Here is a 20,197-nt window from a genome sequence, read left to right as displayed (position 1 = left end):
AACATATTGTGACTGCTACAGCTATGAATATTTCAAGAATGTGGGCGTTTTGGCGTAACATTCCGATTGGCTTGACCCGTGTCTCTAGTTTTTATGCTCTTTTCCCTCTGGCTCATCATAGTTTTTTTTCCATGATTATGTGATGTTTGGTTTCACCCTTTTAAAATTCAGCAACCGTCTCTTTCCATCGCCGATTTTTATCTTAACTTTTTGAGTTTCTTCAAGTGCGATCGCCTCAAATTTTCCACCAACTGCCGCAACTGGTTCAAATTACCCGCTTCGCCGCCATACTTCCAGCGCACGTAAGCTTGCGAAACTTCATCAATCACCTCAGCTTCATCAGTTGCATGATTCCCGCGCATTGCCTCAGCATACTCCAAAGGCGTTTGAGCGCGAGGTTTCACAAAACCCCTACTCGCCAAATCCTTCAGCATTTCCTGATAAACCCCCTCCACCGGCGGCAACTTCGCCAGCCAGCGGCGGTGGCGCCACTTGCGCCACAGTTGCCAAATTAACCAGCCAATAAAGCCAAAGGCGATCGCAGCAATCAAACCAGTAAATAACCCCACCCAACCCTTAGCAAACTGTCCCAGAAACCAGCCCACAATCAAACTGATCCAGCCAATTAGAAAACCTATAACTGAATCCAGCCCGCTTCTCAGAGGAGTCGGTAGCCAACCCGCGATCCACTTCCAAAACGATTCGATCGCACTAAAAGTCTGGTTGTCTTCCACCGAAGCCGGAATCAGCGGATAACCGGGAATCGGATTAAAACCAAACCAGCCGTTATTGGGGAAATATACCTCCGTCATCAAGAAAGCATCGGTATTTTTCACAACATAGTAACCAGTAAACGGGTTAAATTCCCCCGTATCGAAGCCGCCCGCCAGTCGCGCCGGAATCCCGATCGACCTCAGCATAATTGTCAGTACCGTCGAAAAGTGATCTGGATATCCACCTGTAACTTTTTTGCCGTCCTGGGTGTTTTTGTAGCCAAACAGAAAAGCCTGGACTAAATCTTCACCTTCTTCTAAGTAAGGCAAAGCTTTTTCTATTTTGTAATTCGGATTTTGCTTTAAATATTGAGCCAAATACAAAGCTTTTTCGTAGGGAGAATCGATCGGTCTGTCCGACTGAGCTACTCTAGTTCTTGCAGCCAATATCTCTTCAGTTTTTTCTCGCACCTTCTGGGAAATTTCCGGCGGCACATCCAAATAGAAATTGCGAATATTTTTCGGGTAATTAGTACCAGTTTTACCTAACAAAGAGCGATCGCGAAAAGGTACATTAGAAATCACCGTATAAGTCACACCCTCTCCCAATGCCGCAGGCGCTCGCAAACCCCCCTCCGCATCAACTGCCACCTCTGGACTCGGAAAATAAAGCTCCTTCGGCTTGTTTAAAGCCGGAATCAAATTCGGCAACTGAGCAACAATAGTATAACTTTGAATCACCTCTTGAGTCCGAGGCGCATTGGGAAACGGATTCAGATAAAATTGATAAGACCACCTAGGTCTAGTCACCGTTTGAGCTTGTTCGTTGCGAGAAATTTCCCAGCCCTGACCGGTGTATTTGTCGAAGCCTAATACTCGCCAAAAACCCGCAGCCTGCGATCGCACCCGCATCACCACTTCAGGTTTCATTTCCCCCCGCAAATTTTGATTTATGCGCTGGTTGAAACCGTAATAAAAAGTAGAGTCCACCTCTCCTGGCCCAGAGTCTGGGTTTCTCCCCCTTCCTCCGCCAGTTCCTTTTTCATTTCCCCCTCTGACATACCCTGGATTCAGAATGCTGCGCGAGTCAAACTCCCCCTGATATTCAATAGGAGCACTCACAGGAAAAGTCCGTAACTGATAGCCAGGGAGGCGTGGCAAAAACGCAAAAATAGTCAGCCCCAACCCGACAGTTATCAGCAGCAGCCAACCAAAATACTTTGGGGATAAAGTAGCAGCAAATAGCGACAGGCTTTCATTTTTCCCTTTACCTTGTGCTTTTTCACCAATGGATTCTGGCTTCAAAAATCCCAAGCGCGATCGATAATCCAACACCAAAGTCGGAAGCGCTAAAGCCAAAAACACCAACAACAGCGGCGCAAAAGTCAAGGTTTGGCTGAGAGTCGCTGCTACCCCTAACAAAATTAGCCCGATTACCATCGAATAGCCTAAATCCTTGCGGCGAGGCAAATCGAAACTGTGCAGCACTTGAAGTTGGATTAACAGTTGCGCCAAAACTAACCGCGTATCATTCAATTCTCCCACCAAGCGGCTAAAAAAAGCGAACAGCGCCACCAGCATTCCAATAGCTATGCAGAACTTAGCAGCTACATTGCGATCGCGGCGGCGGTACCAACTCCAAGTTGCTCCCACAATACTAACAGGCACAGCCCACAGGTTCAGGGCTTCTTCGGCAGCAACGTCAGTAGCTACAATTCCCACAATTACCAACAACTGAACTAGGATTCGCAGCAGTAAAGAATCCTCTATCACCGGCGGAGGCATGGCCTCAATCTGCTCCCACAGCTTACCCAAAACAGGTATATTTCGCAGGTTATCAGTTGTCATGTGCACCCATCCAACTATTTTAGATTTTAGATTTTAGATTTTAGATTGAATTCACAGATAAATCTGGATTTTACCTAATCTCTAAATCTTATTTCCCTGTCATTAGATTTTAGATTAAATCCACAGATGAATCTGGGTTTTAACTAATCTCTAAATCTTATTTCTCTGTCATTAGATTTTAAATTTTAGATTGAATCCACAGATAAATTTGGATTTCAACTAATATCTAAATCTTATTTCTCTGTCATTAGATTTTAGATTGACTCCACAGATGAATCTGGGGGCTTGAACTAAGATCTAAACTTTTTCGCTTTCCACGACAGCAGTCGAGGGATTGCATCTGTTTTTGTGTGAGGTCAAACCAGAGAGTAAAAACCTAAATTATTTACTCTAAATAGACCTTTCTAGTTGCTATCTTGTCCTGTCCAAATTGGACGAATAGCAAACTTCAAAGGTCGGGTCTCGAAGTTTTGGAATCGAACTTCTAGGGCATAAGTCTTGTTAGGTTGCGGGTCAAACAACTCCACACTTAAATGCCCGGAATTCGGACGATGTGCAGTTGCTTCGGCATCTCCTCCCTTGAGTTCCAAACTTCCTGCCCCCGGAAATTGGCAGTCAACTCTTAAACACGGCATTGGCTGTTCTCTGTTGCGGTTTGACAGGTATTGAGCCTCCAGAGTCAGCGAACCCAAACCAGTCAGCCACTCCCGCGAAACAGGCGGCTGATTCACAGGACAATCCAAAGTTAGAGACTCAATGATTTCCCTCGCGGCCAACAGCGACAGCACCATTTGTTGATCGGTACTCGCCGCTTCGTAAGTCGGGAAATCTTCTAAATCGAGAAGTCCCCGCAAGGAACCTCGGAGCACTAAACCAGCTAATTCGTTAAGTTCCTGAGACTGACCCGGAAATAAGCCATCTACAGCGCGAACTAACTTCGAGCCTTGCCGCAGCGACGACATTACCAGTTCCTGACAAGGTTCTAGCAGTTGAGCAAAAACCCCTTGGGCGATCGGAATTGGCAGGCGGCCCCACCTGATATTTTGTAGTTGGGGAGTCCAGAGGTGTAGGGGGGGAACCCATTGCGGGGCTACATCGTCTGGGTAATCGTGGTCGTAGCTTTTGAATTCTGTTTCCCAGGGGAACAGCGGCGGGTTGGATTCAATTTCGGCTCTAAGCCTTTCTTTTAACAAGGTCTGAAAACGGTCTTGCACGGTCGGTATTTCTCCAATTGTCTGCGGTTGTGCGGGTGCATTGCTGTGCGCCCCCACTTGATAGTCCAGCGGGTCTGGTTCGTCCCATTCCCAGTATTCCACCCCGGAATTGTCTTCTGTGTCGCCCCACTCTTCTGAGCGAGGGGATGGATTGAGGTTTTCCTCATCTTCGTTAGAGGTATTCGCGATCGGCGCCTGCAATATCCAGTCTAAAAAATGGCGATCGAAAGCCTCTGCATCCCTGTTCGTTTCGTTATTCATCACTAGATGCCCCTTCTCCGGAATCTGAACGATTTCGCAATTCCCAGGCAAGTTCCAGCAATTTAAACCACCGTTTCTGTACCTGGGCTACCGTGCTGCCGAGGCTTTGCGCGATCGCTGACTCTGACAGACCTTGTTGTTTCAACTTTAGCAAACGCTGTCCCTCTGGGCCAATTTGCTCGCCAAAAGCCTGCCACTGAGAAGGCAGCAAACCCAAATTTCGATCTAAGTCTGCTTCCAGCCACTGGTGAACGAGTTCCCAACGATGCGACATGGCGAACCTGAGCAAATGGTACTTGAAGCGCTGCTGCAAATAGTCTCTTTGGCGGGGAGTTATGCCCAGAAGCGACTCTATTTCATTAGTCGGCAAGTCTTGCAAGCGCAGCACGAAGTAATCGGCGCAGTCTTGTTGGTTGCGCTCTTTCAAGTAAGCCACTAATTCGTCAATCACGTTTTGCCGCAAAGATTCTGACTCGTCGCCTAGGGGACGAATTGCCGCCGAACCCTGTCCGGCCATCGCTTCCCGCACTGAGTGCACCGAGGTGTCATTCCAAGTTTGGTCGGAATCTGAAGCCCCTCCGTCGGCGGCTTGTTCCATATCTACGGAGGTTTCTTTGGGCTGCTGCTGGGAAAAGGTTTGGGCCCGTAAAATAATTAGTTGCTGGCTGCGGTTCCGAGGTAAAGGAATGCGCCGCTTGCCGAAGCGCTCTACAAAGGCCATGTACTCTGCTAGTTCTAAACGAGTGCGGGGACTGTAGGTAGGTGGCAGTTGGGTTTCGCGCCGGAATGCCTTTAAAGCTTCGAGATAAAATCCTTGCAAAAAATCTTTGATCAGTTCTACTCGCGCCTGATAGCTAGACTGCACCTGCGGAGGAGTGATGTAGCGATAGACGATCGCGCTGAGGGTACTGTGCAATTCTACTCGACCGGGCCCGGAGCCTAAATTGTAATAGTGGAGGCATTGTTGCAAGCGGTGCTGAGCGAGGCTCTGGGCTGAACCTTCTATATCTCCGGAGGATTGAATTCGCTGGCTTTCTGTGCATATCCTGTTGACTTCTGCTGCGAGTCGCCCTGCTACATCTTGGCAGTTCTGCTCAGACGCGCGAGTGGACTTTTTAAGTTCGTCTAACAGCAGTTCAAATATGGTTTCCACGCTCTGGCAGATTTCCCGCATGATGGTTTACAGCTAACAATGAAAGTAGCACAGTTAGTAAAAGTATGGATAAATCTTTCCTACCGCTACTTTACCCCGTAATCCCCAGATAGGACAAACTGCAATGCCCTCTTTCTCCTCCTTCGCGCAAACACAGAGGACTGATTTTTTTATCTGTCCTGGAGGCGCCATCCGCCACAAACCAGGTTTAAACAGTTGCCATTGCAACGATGGTTCATCCGAGTGTGGGGTTTGACAAAGCATTCATGGGGGTCAAAAACGCTACACTGCCGTTGATACCTTCGGCTTAGTGCTGTGGTGGTCACAGCAGCAAGTGTTCCTGATGGTGAAGCGAGCAAACAGGTTCTCCCGGCGGTCTACTAGATGGGACAAAGGGTTTCATGGCTGTATTTGATCTGGGTCTTCCGCCAGTTTTGCCATAAAGTTTCGACGGCGATCGCCCGTCTGTTTCTTGGCAGCATCCTTGAAAGTCTATTTAACGGTTTCACTCAATATCAATTCTAGCATCCCAATCACACAGATCAGAACCGCTCATGTCCTAAAATTTGTTCCCTAGCCTTCTAGGATAAATGGGGTTATATTTAATTGGAAGTTCCTTATGCCGTCATTGAAACCCGATCGCACAATTAAGTGTGTGTGATGTTCGTTAACTTCGGCATAAATTCCTTAATTTTTACTAACAATCAGAGTGCAGCCTTTTTATAGCCCGATTGAGCAGGGACTCACCTGCGGCCCCATCGCTGTGTTCGCCAAACAAAGGCGCTGCAGAACAAGAAGTTTGATTGCATCTATCTAAGGGTATCAATATTGCAATTACTTTCACCTGAAAAGCAGATATTTTACTAAAGTGCGATCGTCTTCGATCGTCCTCTGGGTTGATGTAAGTTGCTGGCGAAATTTGTTCTAATAGTAAAGTTAGAGTTGAAGGAACAATTTTCAATGCGTAAGTTAAACATAGGTCTATCTGACGAGCAACGTGCAGGCGTTATCGAACTATTGAATCGCGACCTGTCAGATGCTTATCTGCTGTTAATCAAAACCAAAAAGTATCACTGGGATGTAGTGGGCCCGCAGTTTCGATCGCTCCACCAGTTGTGGGAAGAACACTATCAGGTATTAACTGAAAATATCGATACTATGGCCGAACGGGTGAGAGCTTTAGGCGGTTATCCAATTGGTACTGCTGAGGGTTTTCTAAAGTATGCCTCGATTAAAGAACATATTGGCGATTTGCCTTTGGCTACGGAAATGGTAGCGCGTTTAGTTGACGACCACGAACAGATTATTCGCAATCTCCGCCAACACGTCGAACAGTGCGGTGAAGAGTTTAAGGATGATGGAACCGCAGACTTTTTGACTGGTTTGATGGAACAGCACGAACAAATGGCTTGGATGTTGCGATCGTTTATTGAAGGGGAATCCCTTGCGTCAGACGGCCAGCAGCCAAAAGCTCAAACTCCTACAGCTTCTCACGCTTAGAAAGATTAAGTAAAAGGAAGAAGGAAGTTCGGCAACGGATTAGCTTTCTTCGGATGTAACGGATGTAACGGATGTAACGGATGTCAGTTCGATGGAAGTCGGAAGAAGGAAGAAGGAAGAAGGGAAAATTTAGATTTTTTATTTAACCCTCTTTCCTGATTCTCGATCGAGCAACCAGGCAGAATTAAACGCCCTCTAGCTTCCTCAAAAACCCGGTTTCTTCAAAAAACCGGGTTTTTCAATGTTGGGTTTATGTAGGTTTTCGATTTCCTAAACTATTGAATCGCATTCTTTCGTATACCTGCGACGGCAACATTCTGTGAGCCTTCGTCCGCGCCTCAATCCTAGCAAGTGTCGTCCCTTCACTCGATTGTGATGCTTGTTTTAACTCTAAGCCTGATTCAGTTGGCGGTGGAACTATTATTTTTAATATACTTCCTATTGACAGCAAATACAAATTGTGGCGCAAAAGTGCCATTGATAAATCTTCTTTGAAAGCTCGATACAGCCAAGATAATGTACTCCGGTGATTGCCGCTGCGGTTGCTCTTAACAGCTAAGTAAATGTAAAAATTGCTGCTAGACCAGCGATAAATGCTGCTGGGAATTTCGGGATGTTGCTGCCGGACATCTGCCATAATTAAAGAGTGAGATTTTGCCATTGCTGCATAGTTGCTAGACATACTGCGGGCAATCTGCCGATAGCCAACTAAGTATTCTGGCACGACTTTAAATTGATAATGTTCGGCTATGCGGAGGTGAAGTTCCCAGTCTTCGCAGCCTTGAGCGTTTTCTAGTTTAAGTTTGCCGTTGTAACCGCCGACTTTTGCAAAACAAACGCGACGGATTAGAGATGAGCTGGCATTGCCTATAAAATATTTATAAATTAATGCTGTGTAAACTTCTCCTTCGATGGTGGAATTATAAAATCCACCTGTGAGCAAGTCTTTTTCATTTATATCAACTGACCAGGAATAGACGACTCCGACAGATGGTGCTGAGGAATTCAGGCATTTCACTTGTTTTTCTAGGTTTTGCGGATACCAAATATCGTCGGCATCGATGGGAGCAATATATTCGCCTTTTGATTTCTCAATTGCTAAGTTGCGGGCGACGGCGACGCCAGCATTTGATTGGTGGAATAAGCTGACTCGGCTATCTTTTTGAGCAAAAGATTGGACGATTTCGGCTGTTGTATCTGTAGAGCCGTCATCAACTACTAAAACTTCTATGTTTTGATAAGTTTGAGATAAGACAGAATCTAAGGTTTTAGCAATAAAATTGTCAGCGTTGTAAGCTGGTATGATGACTGAAACTAATGGCTGATTTAAAGCGTTTTGGGAGGTGTTCATGTAATATAAAAACTTGTTTAGGTAAAAGTTTTGGTTCAAAGGGAGCTAGCTAAGGGTATGTTAGCAAATTACTAAAGCTCGATCGTACAGGGTCGGAAATTTTAAGACGTATATTTAAAATATTTTGCCAAAAGTCATAAAATGTGCATTGAGTCCGCAGTCGCGATCGAGACTTGGTGCAGGAGTCACTCACGGATGAGGTCTGTAAAAGAAATTGTACCGCGCAAGTCCTGACAGTTCGTGGGTATCCGTATAAACTATGTTAGATTTTATACGGTGTGCCTACTTGTAAAATCAAAGTCTTGTGTATTGCAACACAGCCACACCAAAATGCTGCTGGGGCTTTTTCCCAACTTTACACAAACAATCATATATTTAAAGCTTTTGTAAAGCTGTTGTCTACATCAGGTCAGTCTCAGCAAGATATGGCGTAAAATAGAGGTAAGAATGGGGAAAATCCAATCGAGAATACCAGCAAAAAATCTAGTTGAAGACAAACAGAAATAGAGTTATAAATAAAAAAGTAGAGCTGATTTTACCCTTCGTAAAGTAGCACCAATAAAATTCCAGCAAATTTTAGCCCCTGCAATTTAAACAATTTAGGTAATGATTTCTACCGCCGATCCCACTGTATCCGTTATTATCCCAGTCCACAACGGGGGCGCTTACTTCCGCACCTGTTTGTCAAAACTGGCTCAAGCTGTACCCAGGCCGATCGAGATTATTGTAGTAGCAGATGGCGAAAGCGACGGTTCCTGGCGTCTGGCCAACGAATTCGGCGCCAAAGTCATCAGGATTCCCGAATGCGGGGGGCCAGCGCGGGCAAGGAATTTGGGTGCCCAAGCTGCAAAGGGAGATATTCTGTTTTTTGTGGATGCTGATGTCGCTGTTTGTCCAGAAGCTGTTGGCTATGCGATATCGGTGTTCAAAAATAATCCCTACTTAGCTGCTTTCATTGGCTCTTACGACGATGATCCTGGAGATCCCGATTTTCTATCGCAGTACAGGAACTTGCTGCACCACTACGTGCACCAAACAGGTAACGAAGAAGCTTCGACTTTTTGGGGCGCTTGCGGAGTGATTCGCCGGGAAATTTTTTTGCAAATGGGCGGCTTTAATGAGAGTTACCGCCAAGCTTCGATCGAAGATATTGAGTTCGGCTACCGTTTGAAACAAGCAGGTTATAACATTCGGCTGTGCAAAACATTGCAGGTTAAGCATTTAAAGCGGTGGAAACCGATGGGTATGGTCAAAGCTGACTTTTTCTACCGAGCACTGCCTTGGACAGAATTGATTTGGCGCGATCGCAAATTGAATAACGACCTCAACTTGCAAGTTTCAAACCGCATCAGCGTGATTTTAACTTATGCAGTCCTGCTGGCAATTTTGGGGACGTGTTGGTCGCTGAGCTTTCTGCTAGTGGCTGGCTTGCTGGCAATACCACTGGTAGCAATTAATGCACCGCTTTACCGATTTTTTCACCGTAAACACGGTATCCTATTTGCCCTGAAAACTATTCCGTGGCACTGGCTTTTCTACTTTTACAGCGGACTGGCATTCGCGATCGGCACTGGTCGCTACTTATACCAAAAAAAGCCTGTGACTGGCAAAGTTAGTTTGCCGGTATCCGCTCAATAAATCAAGGCAAATTGTGCTTAAACATCAGGTTGTTCGAGAGTTTCTCAGGGTATTCACGGGTGCATCTATCCCTTTGACAAGTTATAAATAACTGTATAGTTTCGATAAAAAAGCTGGAGGTAGGCTGAGTGAAACATTATCCTGTTGCGATCGTCGGTGCAGGTCCTGCGGGCTTGACTGCTGCCTACGAGCTAGTCAAACAAGGCATCATCCCTGTTGTACTAGAAAAAGGTGATAAAGTTGGGGGAATAGCTCGCACAGAAACCTACAAAGGCTATCGTTTCGACATTGGTGGCCACCGCTTTTATACTAAAGTTGAAGCCGTGCAGCAGTTGTGGCAAGAGGTGCTGGGAAATGAGTTTATTAAAGTGCCACGATTGTCGCGAATTTTTTATCGAGGTAAGTTTTTCAACTATCCAATCAGTGCCTTCAATACTCTCTTTAATTTGGGGATAATTGAGAGTACGCTGATTATTTTGAGCTATCTGAAAGTTAGAATATGGCCGCTTCGGGAAGAAAAAACTTTTGAACAGTGGGTTATCAATCGTTTTGGCGAACGCTTGTATAAAACATTTTTTAAGACTTACACTGAAAAAGTTTGGGGCATTCCTTGTTCGGAAATCCAAGCAGATTGGGCGGCGCAGCGGATTAAAGGATTGTCGCTTACTACTGCAATTATTAATGCTTTGTTTGGCAGCAACGACACTAAAACATTAATCAAAGAGTTTGATTATCCAGCTTTGGGGCCGGGGATGATGTGGGAAAAGTTCGCGGAAGCTGTGGAGAATAAAGACGGCAAAGTTTATCTCGATACTAAAGTGATTAGCTTTGAGCGTGAAGGTAATAAGATTAAAAGTATTACTGCGGAGCAAAACGGAGAGTTAGTTCAATATTCTGCTGATAATTTCATTACGAGTATGCCGATATCGGCGCTGGTAGCAAGAATGAAACCTCAGCCGCCAGAAAAGGTATTGCACGCCGCGCGATCGCTCAAATATCGAGATTTTTTGATTGTAGCGCTGATTGTCGATCGCAAGGATTTGTTTCCTGACAACTGGATTTACATTCACTCCCCCGAAGTCAAAGTGGGACGAATTCAAAACTTTAAGAATTGGAGCGCCGCTTTAGTTCCCGATGTCAGCAAAAGTTGTTTAGGAATGGAATATTTCTGTAGCGTAGGCGACGAGATTTGGGAAATGTCGGACGCGGAACTTGTCGAATTAGCAACTCGCGAGTTGGTTGGTTTGGGGTTAGCAACAACTGCTGATGTGGAAGATGGAGTTGTCATACGGCAACTTAAAGCTTATCCAGTTTATGATGGGGAATATCGAGGACACTTGCAGGTACTTGAAGGTTTTTTGAAGGGATTTGAGAATTTGCAGACGATCGGGCGAAACGGTATGCACCGATACAACAACCAAGACCATTCTATGCTGACGGGGATGCTGGCTGTGAGAAATATTCTCGGCGAAAAGCACGATTTGTGGGATGTGAATACTGAGCGATCGTACCATGAAGATTTTAGTGTCGATCGCTCAAAAGAAAAGAAGGATTCGGATTTGATTTCGCAATCTAGTTGATATTTTTGGAACTATGGCGATGGGGCGATTCCCTACGGGATAGCTCCGCTTCACGTGCATCTTTTGTTTGTGGGCGATCACTCAAATATCATCCGGTAACGGCGGCAATAATGCCTCTACTTGTACCAGTAAACTAGGCAAAACACTTGTAACAATATTCCAAATAACTTCCGAACTCACTTGGTCATAACGGTGAACCAAAATATTTCGTAAGTTAATCGCATTTCGCCAATCAATTTCGGGATGGAACTGCTGAAACTCGCTCGAAACTCTCGCCCGCTGCTTCTCCCAAAATCCCCAACTGCCGCTCTACGGCACTTTGCATCAAAACACTTTCCAGATAAGTCTCGCAAGAAGCATCAGCCGTAAACTCCTGAATCCGACGGATTGCCTGCGCCATGTCCCAAAGTGAAGCACTATCCCGATCGCCCGCTTGCATAAATCACTCGATAGGTTTTCAAAATGTTCGATCGCCGATAGGGATTTTTTAACTGCTTTTTTTCCACCAAATCTACACAACGGTTAAATAAATGCTCTATTTGCTCCTGCATACCCAATAAATGAGACAGGGTGAGGCGGTGGGATGGCTCGTAAGTAACTAATACATCCACATCGCTATCAGGGCGAAAATCATCCCGCAGCACCGAGCCAAACAGGGCAAATTCGACAATGTTCCAGCGCTGGCAAAATTGCGCGATCGCATCTAGAGATACTTTTAGGCGATCGATCACTACATATTCTAAATCCGATTGCAACTCAATCATGCGCGAGGAAACCTCCAACGAGAGCAACTAACGTCTGAGCTAAAGTGAAGCAATGGCATCGCTAACTTTCACCATGAGTGTCATCGGATCGATCGGCGAAACAGTAAACCCGCACTTCTGGTAAAACTGCTTCGCATCTTCGGAGATAGCGTGTACGAGAATTGCGCGTATTCCTGCAATCTCAGCAGCTTGCAAAGTGCGAAGAATTGCATCCCGCAGCAAAGCGCGTCCGATGCCGACACATTGCCACTTGCGATCGACTGCAAGCCGTCCAATCACCATAACAGGAATCGGATCGGGCATATTGCGCCGGACTTTACCCGTTGCAACAGTTTGTGCTATTGCTCCATTTACAAGACAATAGTACGCAATGACTGCTTGGCGATCGCACAAAACATAAGTCCGTGAAGCCCCCTCTGACTCATTTTTTAGAGCGCGACGCTTCAGCCATTCATCTAACTGACTGTTGCCTGAATTAAAGCTCTCAATTTGATGTAACGAGTTCAGTTTTTCAGGCGGGCACAGTTGGTCTAAATCTCGATCTAATCCCACGGAGATTTTGTTTTTAGTAATGCGTTTAGCTTCTGATTTGGCGTCGGCGGTGCATCCAGAAGCGCCAAAAATTGCTTAAATTTAAGTTCATCTAACCCAAAAAAACAGCGGTCTAGAATCACATCTTGAGCTTTTTGGTAAGCTGATTCAAGCATGAATTCCGATCGGCTTTTTCCCTGTAATTGGGCCGCGCGATCGATGAGAGCGCGTTGATTCGGCTTAGCTCGAATGTTGATTGTCACATCGCGGGTCTGGCTGACTGATTCTTCAGATGCTGGCGGGTGCATAACAGTTACCTGTGGCTAGACACAGTAGTAATTAGAGCTAGTAAACCTAGCATATTTATATGCTAATTTTTTGTATACACAATGTCAACACATCTACTGAAATCTGCGATCGCGGATCTAGTTAACCGCGATGGAATCGTGAACTCACGCATTGTACGGGCAGCCCCCGCCGCCGCTGATACAGGAGCGCCTAAGTCCTGATGTTGCCTTTCTAGGTCTGTTTTGATAGTTGACACAAATTTTTTAAACTTGTGCTAACTCTTGACTTACAGACTTACAGAGTGAAAATATGCTAAGACGCAAGCAACAAACAAACCAACCTATGAACTTTTCCCAGAAGTCAGGGGGCAAAAGTGCCACACCCCCAAAAATCAACTCAACACAGAATCTCGGCGTCGGAGGATTGCGGAAATTACTTTTTGCCGCCGGCATAGCCTCTCTGTGCGCTAGCTGTCAAAATCCTCCAGCACCTACCGCCACAACTCCCGGAGGCAGCCCCGGAACCAGTCCCGCAGCCACTCCCGTCGCAGTCAGCAGCCCCGGCGACCCAAATACTGTCAAAATTGTCTCCATGCTGCCGATGACAGGCAGCGCCTTGGGTCAAGCTCAAACAATGGTCAACGGCATCCAACAAGCCCTCGCCGAAACCAACTCCAAAGCTTGCGACGGCAAAATCCAAATCCAATACGAAGTTTTCGATGACGCCACCGCCGCCGCCGGCAAATGGGACCCGGCCCAAGTAACGTCGAACTCCAACAAAGCCGTCGCTGACGGTTCGGTAGTTGCCGTCATCGGTCACTATAACTCCGGTGCCGCCAAACTTTCTATTCCCGTGCTCAACCAAGCTAACATCGTCATGATCAGTCCGGCCAACACTTATCCGGGACTGACTAAACCAGGAAAAGGCGAAGCCAAAGAACCTAACGTTTATTATCCCGCTGGCACTCGCAATTTCACCCGCGTTGTCCCCGCTGACGACCTTCAAGGGGCTGTAGCTGCCAACTGGGCGAAATCTTTAGGCGTGCAAAGAGTCTACATTCTCGACGACCAAGAACTCTACGGCAAAGGCATCGCTGATGTTTTTGAAGCAACTTCTAAAAAGTTGGGAATTCAAGTCCTCGGAAGAGAGGGAATTGATATTAAAGCTAGCGACTATAAGGCGTTAATGAATAAGATCAAAGCTTTAAATCCCGACCTGATTTACTTCGGTGGCACTACTCAGAGCAATGCCGGACAAATAATTAAAGACATGAGAAATGTTGGGATGGCTGCTGATGCAGTTAAGTTCATGGGGCCCGACGGCATTAAAGAGCAAGCTTTAATTGACGCGGCGGGCAAAGATGCCGAAGGAGTTTACGCTACTTTTGGCGGCTTGCCTCCTCAAGAATTGACTGGTATGGGTGCGAAGTGGTACGAAAGTTACAAGGCAAAATATAATGCTGAACCGGAAGCTTATGCAGCTTACGCCTATGAAGCTGCTAAAGTTGCGATCGGCGCAATTAATAAAGTTTGCAAAAATGACCGCGCTGCTATCCGCGAAGCGGTCTTGGCAACTAAAGATTTTAACGGGGTACTCGGCACTTGGAGTTTTGACACCAACGGCGACACGAGCTTGACTACAATGTCAGGAAATGTTGTTAAAGGTGGCAAGTGGGAGTTCGTGAATGCGCTCAAGACGGAATAATTAATCAGAAGGAAGAGGGAAGTTCGGCAACGATTTTATAACGGATGTAACGGATATCGTGAAGAAGGAAGTAAGGAAGAAGGGATAATAAAAAATTATGCCTTTTTCCTTCTCCCTCCAAATTCCCATGCCCAATCCCCAATGCCCAATTCCCAATGCCCAATTCCCAATTCCCAATTCCCAATTCCCAATTCCCAATTCCCAATTCCCAATTACTCAAAAACATGAAGAACTGGAAAAGTATTCTCTTATATCTAGGTGTAGTTTATATAGTTTTGCTATTAGGCCCGATCGCAGGATTTGATTTACCAAAAATCGTTGGAGAAATAGTAAGCAATCCTGAAGTTTTGATTCAACAATTATTAGTTGGTCTTGTCAACGGCGCGCTGATTGCAATTATTGCTTTGGGTTACACTATGGTTTATGGCATTATTGAGTTAATCAATTTTGCTCACGGCGATTTATATATGTTGGGGGCTTTTGCTTCCCTAACCGTGTTCGGGGCTTTTGGGATGCAAGATGGCGCACCTTTGGCTATTGCTATACCGGTGATGTTAGTCGCTTTAATTGTATGTTCGGTGTTTTGTGCTGGACTGAATATTGTTGTAGAAAAGTATGCTTATCGACCTTTGCGAAATGCTCCCCGTTTGGCTCCTTTAATTTCAGCAATTGGAGTTTCTTTTATTTTCCAAAATATGGGCTTGTTTTGGGGAGGATTGAAAGCTTTTATTCCGGTGATGGGTTCTAATTCTGCTGCGCCGAAAAGTTTTCCCGATTTGTTACCGCGAGTTGATATTTTCAAAGCTTTGGGAATTCAAACGAGTATTGTATTTACTACGAAAGATTTAATTGTGTTGGTGGTGGCGGTTGTATTGATGGTTTTGCTTCATGTATTTGTGCAATACACTCGTCTGGGAAAGGCGATGCGGGCAACTGCTCAAAGTCGCGATGCTGCTAAAATTATGGGCATTAATGTGGATCAGATTATTGCTCTGACTTTTTTGATTGGGGGAGCTTTGGCGGGTTCGGCTGGGATTCTGGTTGGTCTGTACAACAATACTATTGTTTTTACGATGGGGTTTACGGCGGGTTTGAGGGCTTTTACGGCAGCAGTTTTGGGGGGAATCGGCAATATTGTCGGGGCGATGTTAGGAGGGATTTTGATTGGGTTGCTGTCGTCTTTGAGCGATCAGTATTTGTCGAGCCGCTGGACTAATGCTTGGGTGTTTGGGGTTTTGGTGGTGATTTTGGCTTTTCGGCCAGGGGGTTTGTTGGGCGAGAATGTTCAGGAGAAGGTTTGAAGTTGCAGAATTTAAATAATCGCAAGAGAGATTTAAGTATGCCTGAAAAAACAGCACAGGCAGCTCCCAGACTTTTTATAGAAGTCGGGACACTAAAAGCGATCGCGTTTTACGTTTTAGTTTTACGTTTTAAATATTCCCTGGTTTGAGCCAGCCAAAAACTTCGCCTAAAGTCAACTGCATTTCCGGCATAAATTTGGGCATCGGAAGTATATCTGTTGGTTCTTGCAAAGAAATCGGCTGCTGCCTTGCGGGATAGGCTAAAATGTTTTTTTCATCGGGATCGAGCAACCAACCCATCTGGCAACCAGCATTCAAACAGTGCAAAATATTGTTTGTAACTTTCGTTTGGCTTTGGGCTGGGGACAATATTTCTATTGTCCAGTCTGGGTGAGCATTAAATGTATTGGCAATTTCGCCGTCAGCGTCTAGGGGAATGCGATTCCAAACAAAAATCGCGACATCGGGGACAATAGAACGTCCGCCAAAGGTGCAGCGAAGTTCTGGAAATGCCCAAGCAATCCGCTGAGGTTTGCCCGCTGCATTAACCGTCGTGATGAGTTCTCCCTGAATTGTACTGTGTTTTCCTTGCGGCATAGGTTTTTGTACGATCGCACCTTTGATGTATTCGCTAGCGGGTTTGGTTTCTGCCAGTTGCAAAAACTCGTCGAGGGTGATAGTTTTTTGAGGTGCTTGTACCATATAGCGATCGCCCGTTTGAAGTGTGTTGGGGTAACAGTTCCAGTATATTTGAAGTTTCGTCACTTTTGGTGCAATAATCGAACTCAAAAGACTCTAAACTGTAGCTAGCCCGATCGACCGTTTCCACGATAAGCAGTCGATCGCATTCATTGAGGCAGAATTTGGCACGGCCCGCGTCAGTCGCATCTATAACTGCAATTCCTAGCATTCTTTCATCTAACTACTGAGTAATGACTAATAACTTCTTCCTATGTCAAACAAGATAATTAAAGCTATTAAATCGAGCGGTATTTTAGGGGCGATCGGCTCTTTGACTGTTTTGTTATTCGGCGGTTGGAGCGGCACCGTGATCGGCTGGCTGATGGGTACGGCTGCGGGCTTTATTAGCTGTCGGGATCAGAAGGTTTACAGCCCGAAAATGGGTGCGACTATCGGCAGTTTAGCGGGATTGGGATTGGGAGTTTGGCTGTTAGTTGCGAGTGTGGTAGAAGGGGTTTTAATTAGACCTTTTTCTGGTCAATCTGCTGTGGCTTTGCCGACGACGCTGCTGTACGGGATTTGCAGTTTGACGATCGCAATTTTGACAGCTACGTTAATGGGTGCTTTGCAGGGTTTGCAGGGGGAACGCCAGCGGCTGGCAACTCTGGTGACATTAGCTTTTATTCTAATTCTGTTTCCGTTTATCGACATTCAGGCTCAGACTGGCTGGATTGCTACTGTAGTACAGATTCAAATCTTTATTATGTTGGCGCTGGGTTTGAATATTACTGTGGGTTTTGCGGGTTTGTTGGATTTGGGATATGCGGCGTTTTTTGCGATCGGCGCTTACACGACGGCTTTGCTATCTTCTGGACAGTTAAATATTGCTTGGAACTTTTGGGTGGTACTGCCGATCGCCGCCGGTGTAGCTGCGATCGCGGGTGTAATCCTCGGTATTCCGACACTGCGGCTCAAGGGCGATTATTTGGCAATTGTTACCCTCGGTTTTGGCGAAATTATCCCGGTTGTCTTTAGGAATTTAACCGCGATTCGGATTGATGAACCAGTCTCGAAGATTGTTGCGGCTGTTTTGGGTAAACCTGAGTTGGTGCTGTGTCTGGTTGGGTGCGATCGACCTTTTAACCTCACCGGCGGCGAAGCGGGAATAAACCCGATCGGGCGTCCATCTCTCCCCATCGTCGGCACTTTCAGCACCGGCAACTACTTTCCCTGGTACTACCTAATTTTACTGCTAGTTGTCTTCGCTTACTTCATGATTTCGCGGCTGCGAGATTCCCGCTTGGGGAGGGCGTGGAATGCCATGCGCGAAGATGAATTAGCGGCTAGTGCGATGGGGATTAACCTCGTCAAAACCAAACTTTCGGCTTTTGCGATGGGAGCCACGTTTTCCGGCTTTGCAGGCGCGTTTTACGCCGCCTATATCAGCGCGATTTTTCCCAGCGTTTTCGATTTCTCGGTGTCGGTAATCATCCTCTGTATGGTGATTTTAGGCGGTTTGGGCAACATGACCGGGGTGATTTTGGGCGCTATCATTATCATGTCTGCCGATCGACTTTATCTGCCACAATTAGCGCAAGTCCTCAAGGGTTTTCTGAATACTTTTGTACTCCCCAGAATTGCCATTCCCCAGTTGCGAGACTTTCTGGCAACCAGTTTAGACCCGATTCAAATGCGCTTATTTCTATTCGGCCTAACTCTTGTTGTCATGATGATCGTGCGGCCGGAGGGGCTGATTCCTGATAAGATACACCAAGCTGAACTGCATTCGGATGCTGAAGCGAGCAATGAGTCTTTAGCCGATGCGAGAAGTCAATAAATAGGTAAGAGCAAAAAACCATAGTATTTTGTAGCGGGTTTAGCTAAGAATCTAGGAGATAAGGGAGTTTATGAGTGTAAAAAAACCTCCTAATCTAATGTTTATTTGTAACCAACTACTTAGTAAGGGTGAAAGATTAGCCATGAACAATGTAACTGGTACTGCTTTTATCGTTGCGGAGTTTAGAGCAGAAGAGAATGAAGAGGCAATGCCTCTTTACACTGATCATGTAGTAAAAATTTGGCTCAATGAGGAAACAAAAGAAATAGCTGCAAAAATAGCTCAAAACTCTCCTGCGGCTAAAGAAATGGTTAAGTTGCGGACTAAATATTTTGATGATGTTTTGTCAAATCAAATTTTAGGAGGTTGCAAACAAGTAGTTATTTTAGGTTCGGGTTTGGATACTCGTTCTGCTAGAATTAATGGAGAAGGAGTGATTTATTTTGAAATAGACGACCGCGCGACTCTTCAATTAAAAGAAGAAACTCTCAAAGCTAACAAAGTTACTGCTAATGTTCGCTACCTTCCCGGCGATTACGTAAAATATGGTTTAATCTCCTTGCTGAAACAGAGTGAATTTGATTTCACTCTACCGACCTATTTTTTGTGGGAAGGCAACACTACCTTGCTTGACAAAAAAGATGTAATATTTGTATTAGAACAAATTCGCGACAATTTTCATAATTTCCGATTGTCCTTTGATTATATGTCGGAAAAGGTGATTTTGAGAACGACGGGCTACCAAGATATCAATGATTACATAGATAAATACGAAAGTATGTATGCACCGTGGATTACTGGGTTTGAAAACATTGCAACTTTGGCTGACGAACTCAATCTCAAAGTTATTGAAAACTTTTCGACGGCCGATTTACACGCAGAATATCGCCCTCGCCGTTCGCTAGAATCTAATCTTTTTAAGTTCTATTTTGTTTGTACGTTAGAGAATATGTCCTAAAATCTCCCAATACCAAATTGATTCGTGTGCGTGAAAGCTTGCGAGCATCCAGATCGCACTACTATAAAATCTTAGAAAACAGAAGCAAAATGTCATTATTAGAAGCACAGCAACTTACCATGCGATTCGGCGGTTTGACAGCGGTCAACCAGGTTAGTTTAACCTTGGAAAAAGGCTCGATCGCCAGTTTGATCGGCCCCAACGGTGCGGGCAAAACTACTTTTTTTAATATGCTGACAGGTATCTACAAACCGAGTGCTGGTCAGTTGCTTTTGGAACAGAAGAATATAACGGGTTTACCTCCGGATCGCCTGACAACTTTCGGCATTGCTAGAACTTTTCAGAATATCCGCTTGTTTAACAACATGACTGTGCTGGATAATGTTTTAGTAGGTAGACACTGCCGATTGAAAACAGGTTTGTTGGGTGCAATCCTCCGCCCTCCCGCTGCGAATTTGGAGGAGCGGGAAGCTAAAATAAAAGCGCTCACTATGCTTGATTTTGTCGGTTTAGGTGCTGCTAAAGCGCTGGAGTTGGCAAAAAACCTTTCCTACGGCGACCAGCGGAGATTGGAAATTGCCAGGGCTTTGGCTTCCGATCCGAAAGTGTTGCTTTTGGACGAACCTACGGCGGGAATGAACCCGAACGAAACGGCTGATTTAACTCGCTTTATTTACCGAATTCGCGATGAGTTGAATTTGAGTATTTTGCTGATTGAGCATGATATGAAAGTGGTGATGGGAATTAGCGATCGCGTGAGTGTTATGGAGTACGGTACTAAAATTGCTGAGGGAACTCCGGCAGAAGTTCGCGCCGATCCTCGCGTAATTGAGGCATATTTGGGAAAAGAAGAAGATGGACATGGATAATGGGTA

19 protein-coding genes are annotated in these 20,197 nt (G+C 45.5%); 8 read left to right on the top strand and 11 right to left on the bottom strand.

Going from position 1 to position 20,197, the window contains the following annotated elements:
- Positions 1 to 197: 197 nt before the first annotated feature.
- From QUB44_RS13540 to hetZ, 3 genes are all read right to left on the bottom strand, one after another.
- Positions 198 to 2,561, bottom strand: coding sequence for a transglutaminaseTgpA domain-containing protein (locus tag QUB44_RS13540; protein ID WP_333368019.1), 2,364 nt, complete (start codon positions 2,559 to 2,561; stop codon positions 198 to 200).
- Positions 2,562 to 2,965: 404 nt separating this feature from the next.
- On the bottom strand, positions 2,966 to 4,036 hold the full coding sequence (locus QUB44_RS13535) for a hypothetical protein (protein ID WP_333368016.1): 1,071 nt from the start codon (positions 4,034 to 4,036) through the stop codon (positions 2,966 to 2,968).
- Entirely contained in the window at positions 4,029 to 5,210 is a 1,182-nt protein-coding gene (hetZ, locus tag QUB44_RS13530) for a heterocyst differentiation protein HetZ (RefSeq protein WP_333368013.1), read from the bottom strand. The genes QUB44_RS13535 and hetZ overlap by 8 nt, the downstream gene beginning before the upstream one ends.
- A gap of 939 nt (positions 5,211 to 6,149) precedes the next feature.
- Here hetZ and QUB44_RS13525 point away from each other — a divergent pair.
- Complete coding sequence (locus QUB44_RS13525; protein WP_333368010.1) at positions 6,150 to 6,689, top strand: Dps family protein; 540 nt, start codon at positions 6,150 to 6,152, stop codon at positions 6,687 to 6,689.
- Positions 6,690 to 6,939: 250 nt separating this feature from the next.
- Here the strand turns inward: QUB44_RS13525 and QUB44_RS13520 are convergent, their stop codons facing one another.
- Positions 6,940 to 8,040: a glycosyltransferase family A protein gene (locus QUB44_RS13520; protein ID WP_333368008.1), complete on the bottom strand. Its 1,101-nt coding sequence runs from the start codon at positions 8,038 to 8,040 to the stop codon at positions 6,940 to 6,942.
- A 606-nt stretch (positions 8,041 to 8,646) separates the two neighbouring features.
- Here QUB44_RS13520 and QUB44_RS13515 point away from each other — a divergent pair.
- Both QUB44_RS13515 and QUB44_RS13510 read left to right on the top strand, forming a co-directional pair.
- Positions 8,647 to 9,678: a glycosyltransferase family 2 protein gene (locus QUB44_RS13515; protein ID WP_333368005.1), complete on the top strand. Its 1,032-nt coding sequence runs from the start codon at positions 8,647 to 8,649 to the stop codon at positions 9,676 to 9,678.
- Positions 9,679 to 9,806: 128 nt separating this feature from the next.
- Positions 9,807 to 11,258 (top strand): NAD(P)/FAD-dependent oxidoreductase, encoded by a 1,452-nt coding sequence (locus tag QUB44_RS13510; RefSeq protein ID WP_333368002.1) that lies wholly within the window; start codon positions 9,807 to 9,809, stop codon positions 11,256 to 11,258.
- A gap of 81 nt (positions 11,259 to 11,339) precedes the next feature.
- Here the strand turns inward: QUB44_RS13510 and QUB44_RS31170 are convergent, their stop codons facing one another.
- The 5 genes from QUB44_RS31170 to QUB44_RS13490 are packed head-to-tail and all read right to left on the bottom strand — an operon-like array spanning position 11,340 to position 12,861.
- Positions 11,340 to 11,462: a HepT-like ribonuclease domain-containing protein gene (locus tag QUB44_RS31170; protein ID WP_445299898.1), complete on the bottom strand. Its 123-nt coding sequence runs from the start codon at positions 11,460 to 11,462 to the stop codon at positions 11,340 to 11,342.
- Between the two features lie 28 nt (positions 11,463 to 11,490).
- Positions 11,491 to 11,697 carry a HepT-like ribonuclease domain-containing protein gene (locus QUB44_RS13505; protein ID WP_333367999.1) on the bottom strand — a complete coding sequence of 69 codons (207 nt, stop codon included), beginning with the start codon at positions 11,695 to 11,697 and terminating at the stop codon, positions 11,491 to 11,493.
- Positions 11,675 to 12,022, bottom strand: coding sequence for a nucleotidyltransferase family protein (locus QUB44_RS13500; RefSeq protein ID WP_333367995.1), 348 nt, complete (start codon positions 12,020 to 12,022; stop codon positions 11,675 to 11,677). The genes QUB44_RS13505 and QUB44_RS13500 overlap by 23 nt, the downstream gene beginning before the upstream one ends.
- A gap of 39 nt (positions 12,023 to 12,061) precedes the next feature.
- Positions 12,062 to 12,574 carry a GNAT family N-acetyltransferase gene (locus QUB44_RS13495; protein WP_333367992.1) on the bottom strand — a complete coding sequence of 171 codons (513 nt, stop codon included), beginning with the start codon at positions 12,572 to 12,574 and terminating at the stop codon, positions 12,062 to 12,064.
- Entirely contained in the window at positions 12,565 to 12,861 is a 297-nt protein-coding gene (locus QUB44_RS13490; protein WP_333367989.1) for a DUF1778 domain-containing protein, read from the bottom strand. The genes QUB44_RS13495 and QUB44_RS13490 overlap by 10 nt, the downstream gene beginning before the upstream one ends.
- A 322-nt stretch (positions 12,862 to 13,183) precedes the next feature.
- Between QUB44_RS13490 and QUB44_RS13485 the strand changes: the two genes are divergently transcribed.
- A complete protein-coding gene (locus tag QUB44_RS13485; protein WP_333367986.1) occupies positions 13,184 to 14,545 on the top strand; it encodes a branched-chain amino acid ABC transporter substrate-binding protein in 1,362 nt (453 codons plus the stop codon).
- A 4-nt stretch (positions 14,546 to 14,549) separates the two neighbouring features.
- Here QUB44_RS13485 and QUB44_RS13480 read toward each other — a convergent pair whose 3' ends face one another.
- Positions 14,550 to 14,771: a hypothetical protein gene (locus QUB44_RS13480; protein WP_333367983.1), complete on the bottom strand. Its 222-nt coding sequence runs from the start codon at positions 14,769 to 14,771 to the stop codon at positions 14,550 to 14,552.
- On the opposite strand from QUB44_RS13480, the gene QUB44_RS13475 reads away from it, so the two are divergent.
- The gene (locus QUB44_RS13475; protein ID WP_333367980.1) at positions 14,770 to 15,846 is read left to right on the top strand and encodes a branched-chain amino acid ABC transporter permease; all 1,077 of its coding nucleotides are present in this window, start codon (positions 14,770 to 14,772) and stop codon (positions 15,844 to 15,846) included. The two genes, QUB44_RS13480 and QUB44_RS13475, sit on opposite strands and share 2 nt — an antisense overlap.
- 129 nt (positions 15,847 to 15,975) lie before the next feature.
- On the opposite strand, the gene QUB44_RS13470 is transcribed toward QUB44_RS13475, so the two are convergent.
- Positions 15,976 to 16,548 (bottom strand): Uma2 family endonuclease, encoded by a 573-nt coding sequence (locus QUB44_RS13470; protein WP_333367977.1) that lies wholly within the window; start codon positions 16,546 to 16,548, stop codon positions 15,976 to 15,978.
- Positions 16,549 to 16,798: 250 nt separating this feature from the next.
- On the opposite strand from QUB44_RS13470, the gene QUB44_RS13465 reads away from it, so the two are divergent.
- The 3 genes from QUB44_RS13465 (at position 16,799) to QUB44_RS13455 (ending at position 20,191) form a co-directional block, all read left to right on the top strand.
- The gene (locus QUB44_RS13465; RefSeq protein WP_333367974.1) at positions 16,799 to 18,364 is read left to right on the top strand and encodes an ABC transporter permease subunit; all 1,566 of its coding nucleotides are present in this window, start codon (positions 16,799 to 16,801) and stop codon (positions 18,362 to 18,364) included.
- 142 nt (positions 18,365 to 18,506) lie between these two features.
- On the top strand, positions 18,507 to 19,322 hold the full coding sequence (locus QUB44_RS13460) for an SAM-dependent methyltransferase (protein ID WP_333367971.1): 816 nt from the start codon (positions 18,507 to 18,509) through the stop codon (positions 19,320 to 19,322).
- Between the two features lie 89 nt (positions 19,323 to 19,411).
- Positions 19,412 to 20,191: an ABC transporter ATP-binding protein gene (locus tag QUB44_RS13455; RefSeq protein ID WP_333367968.1), complete on the top strand. Its 780-nt coding sequence runs from the start codon at positions 19,412 to 19,414 to the stop codon at positions 20,189 to 20,191.
- Positions 20,192 to 20,197: the final 6 nt, after the last annotated feature.

This window comes from Microcoleus sp. AT3-D2, from assembly GCF_036705715.1.
Lineage (GTDB): Bacteria > Cyanobacteriota > Cyanobacteriia > Cyanobacteriales > Microcoleaceae > Microcoleus.
This window is presented reverse-complemented; position numbering and strand designations above follow the sequence as displayed.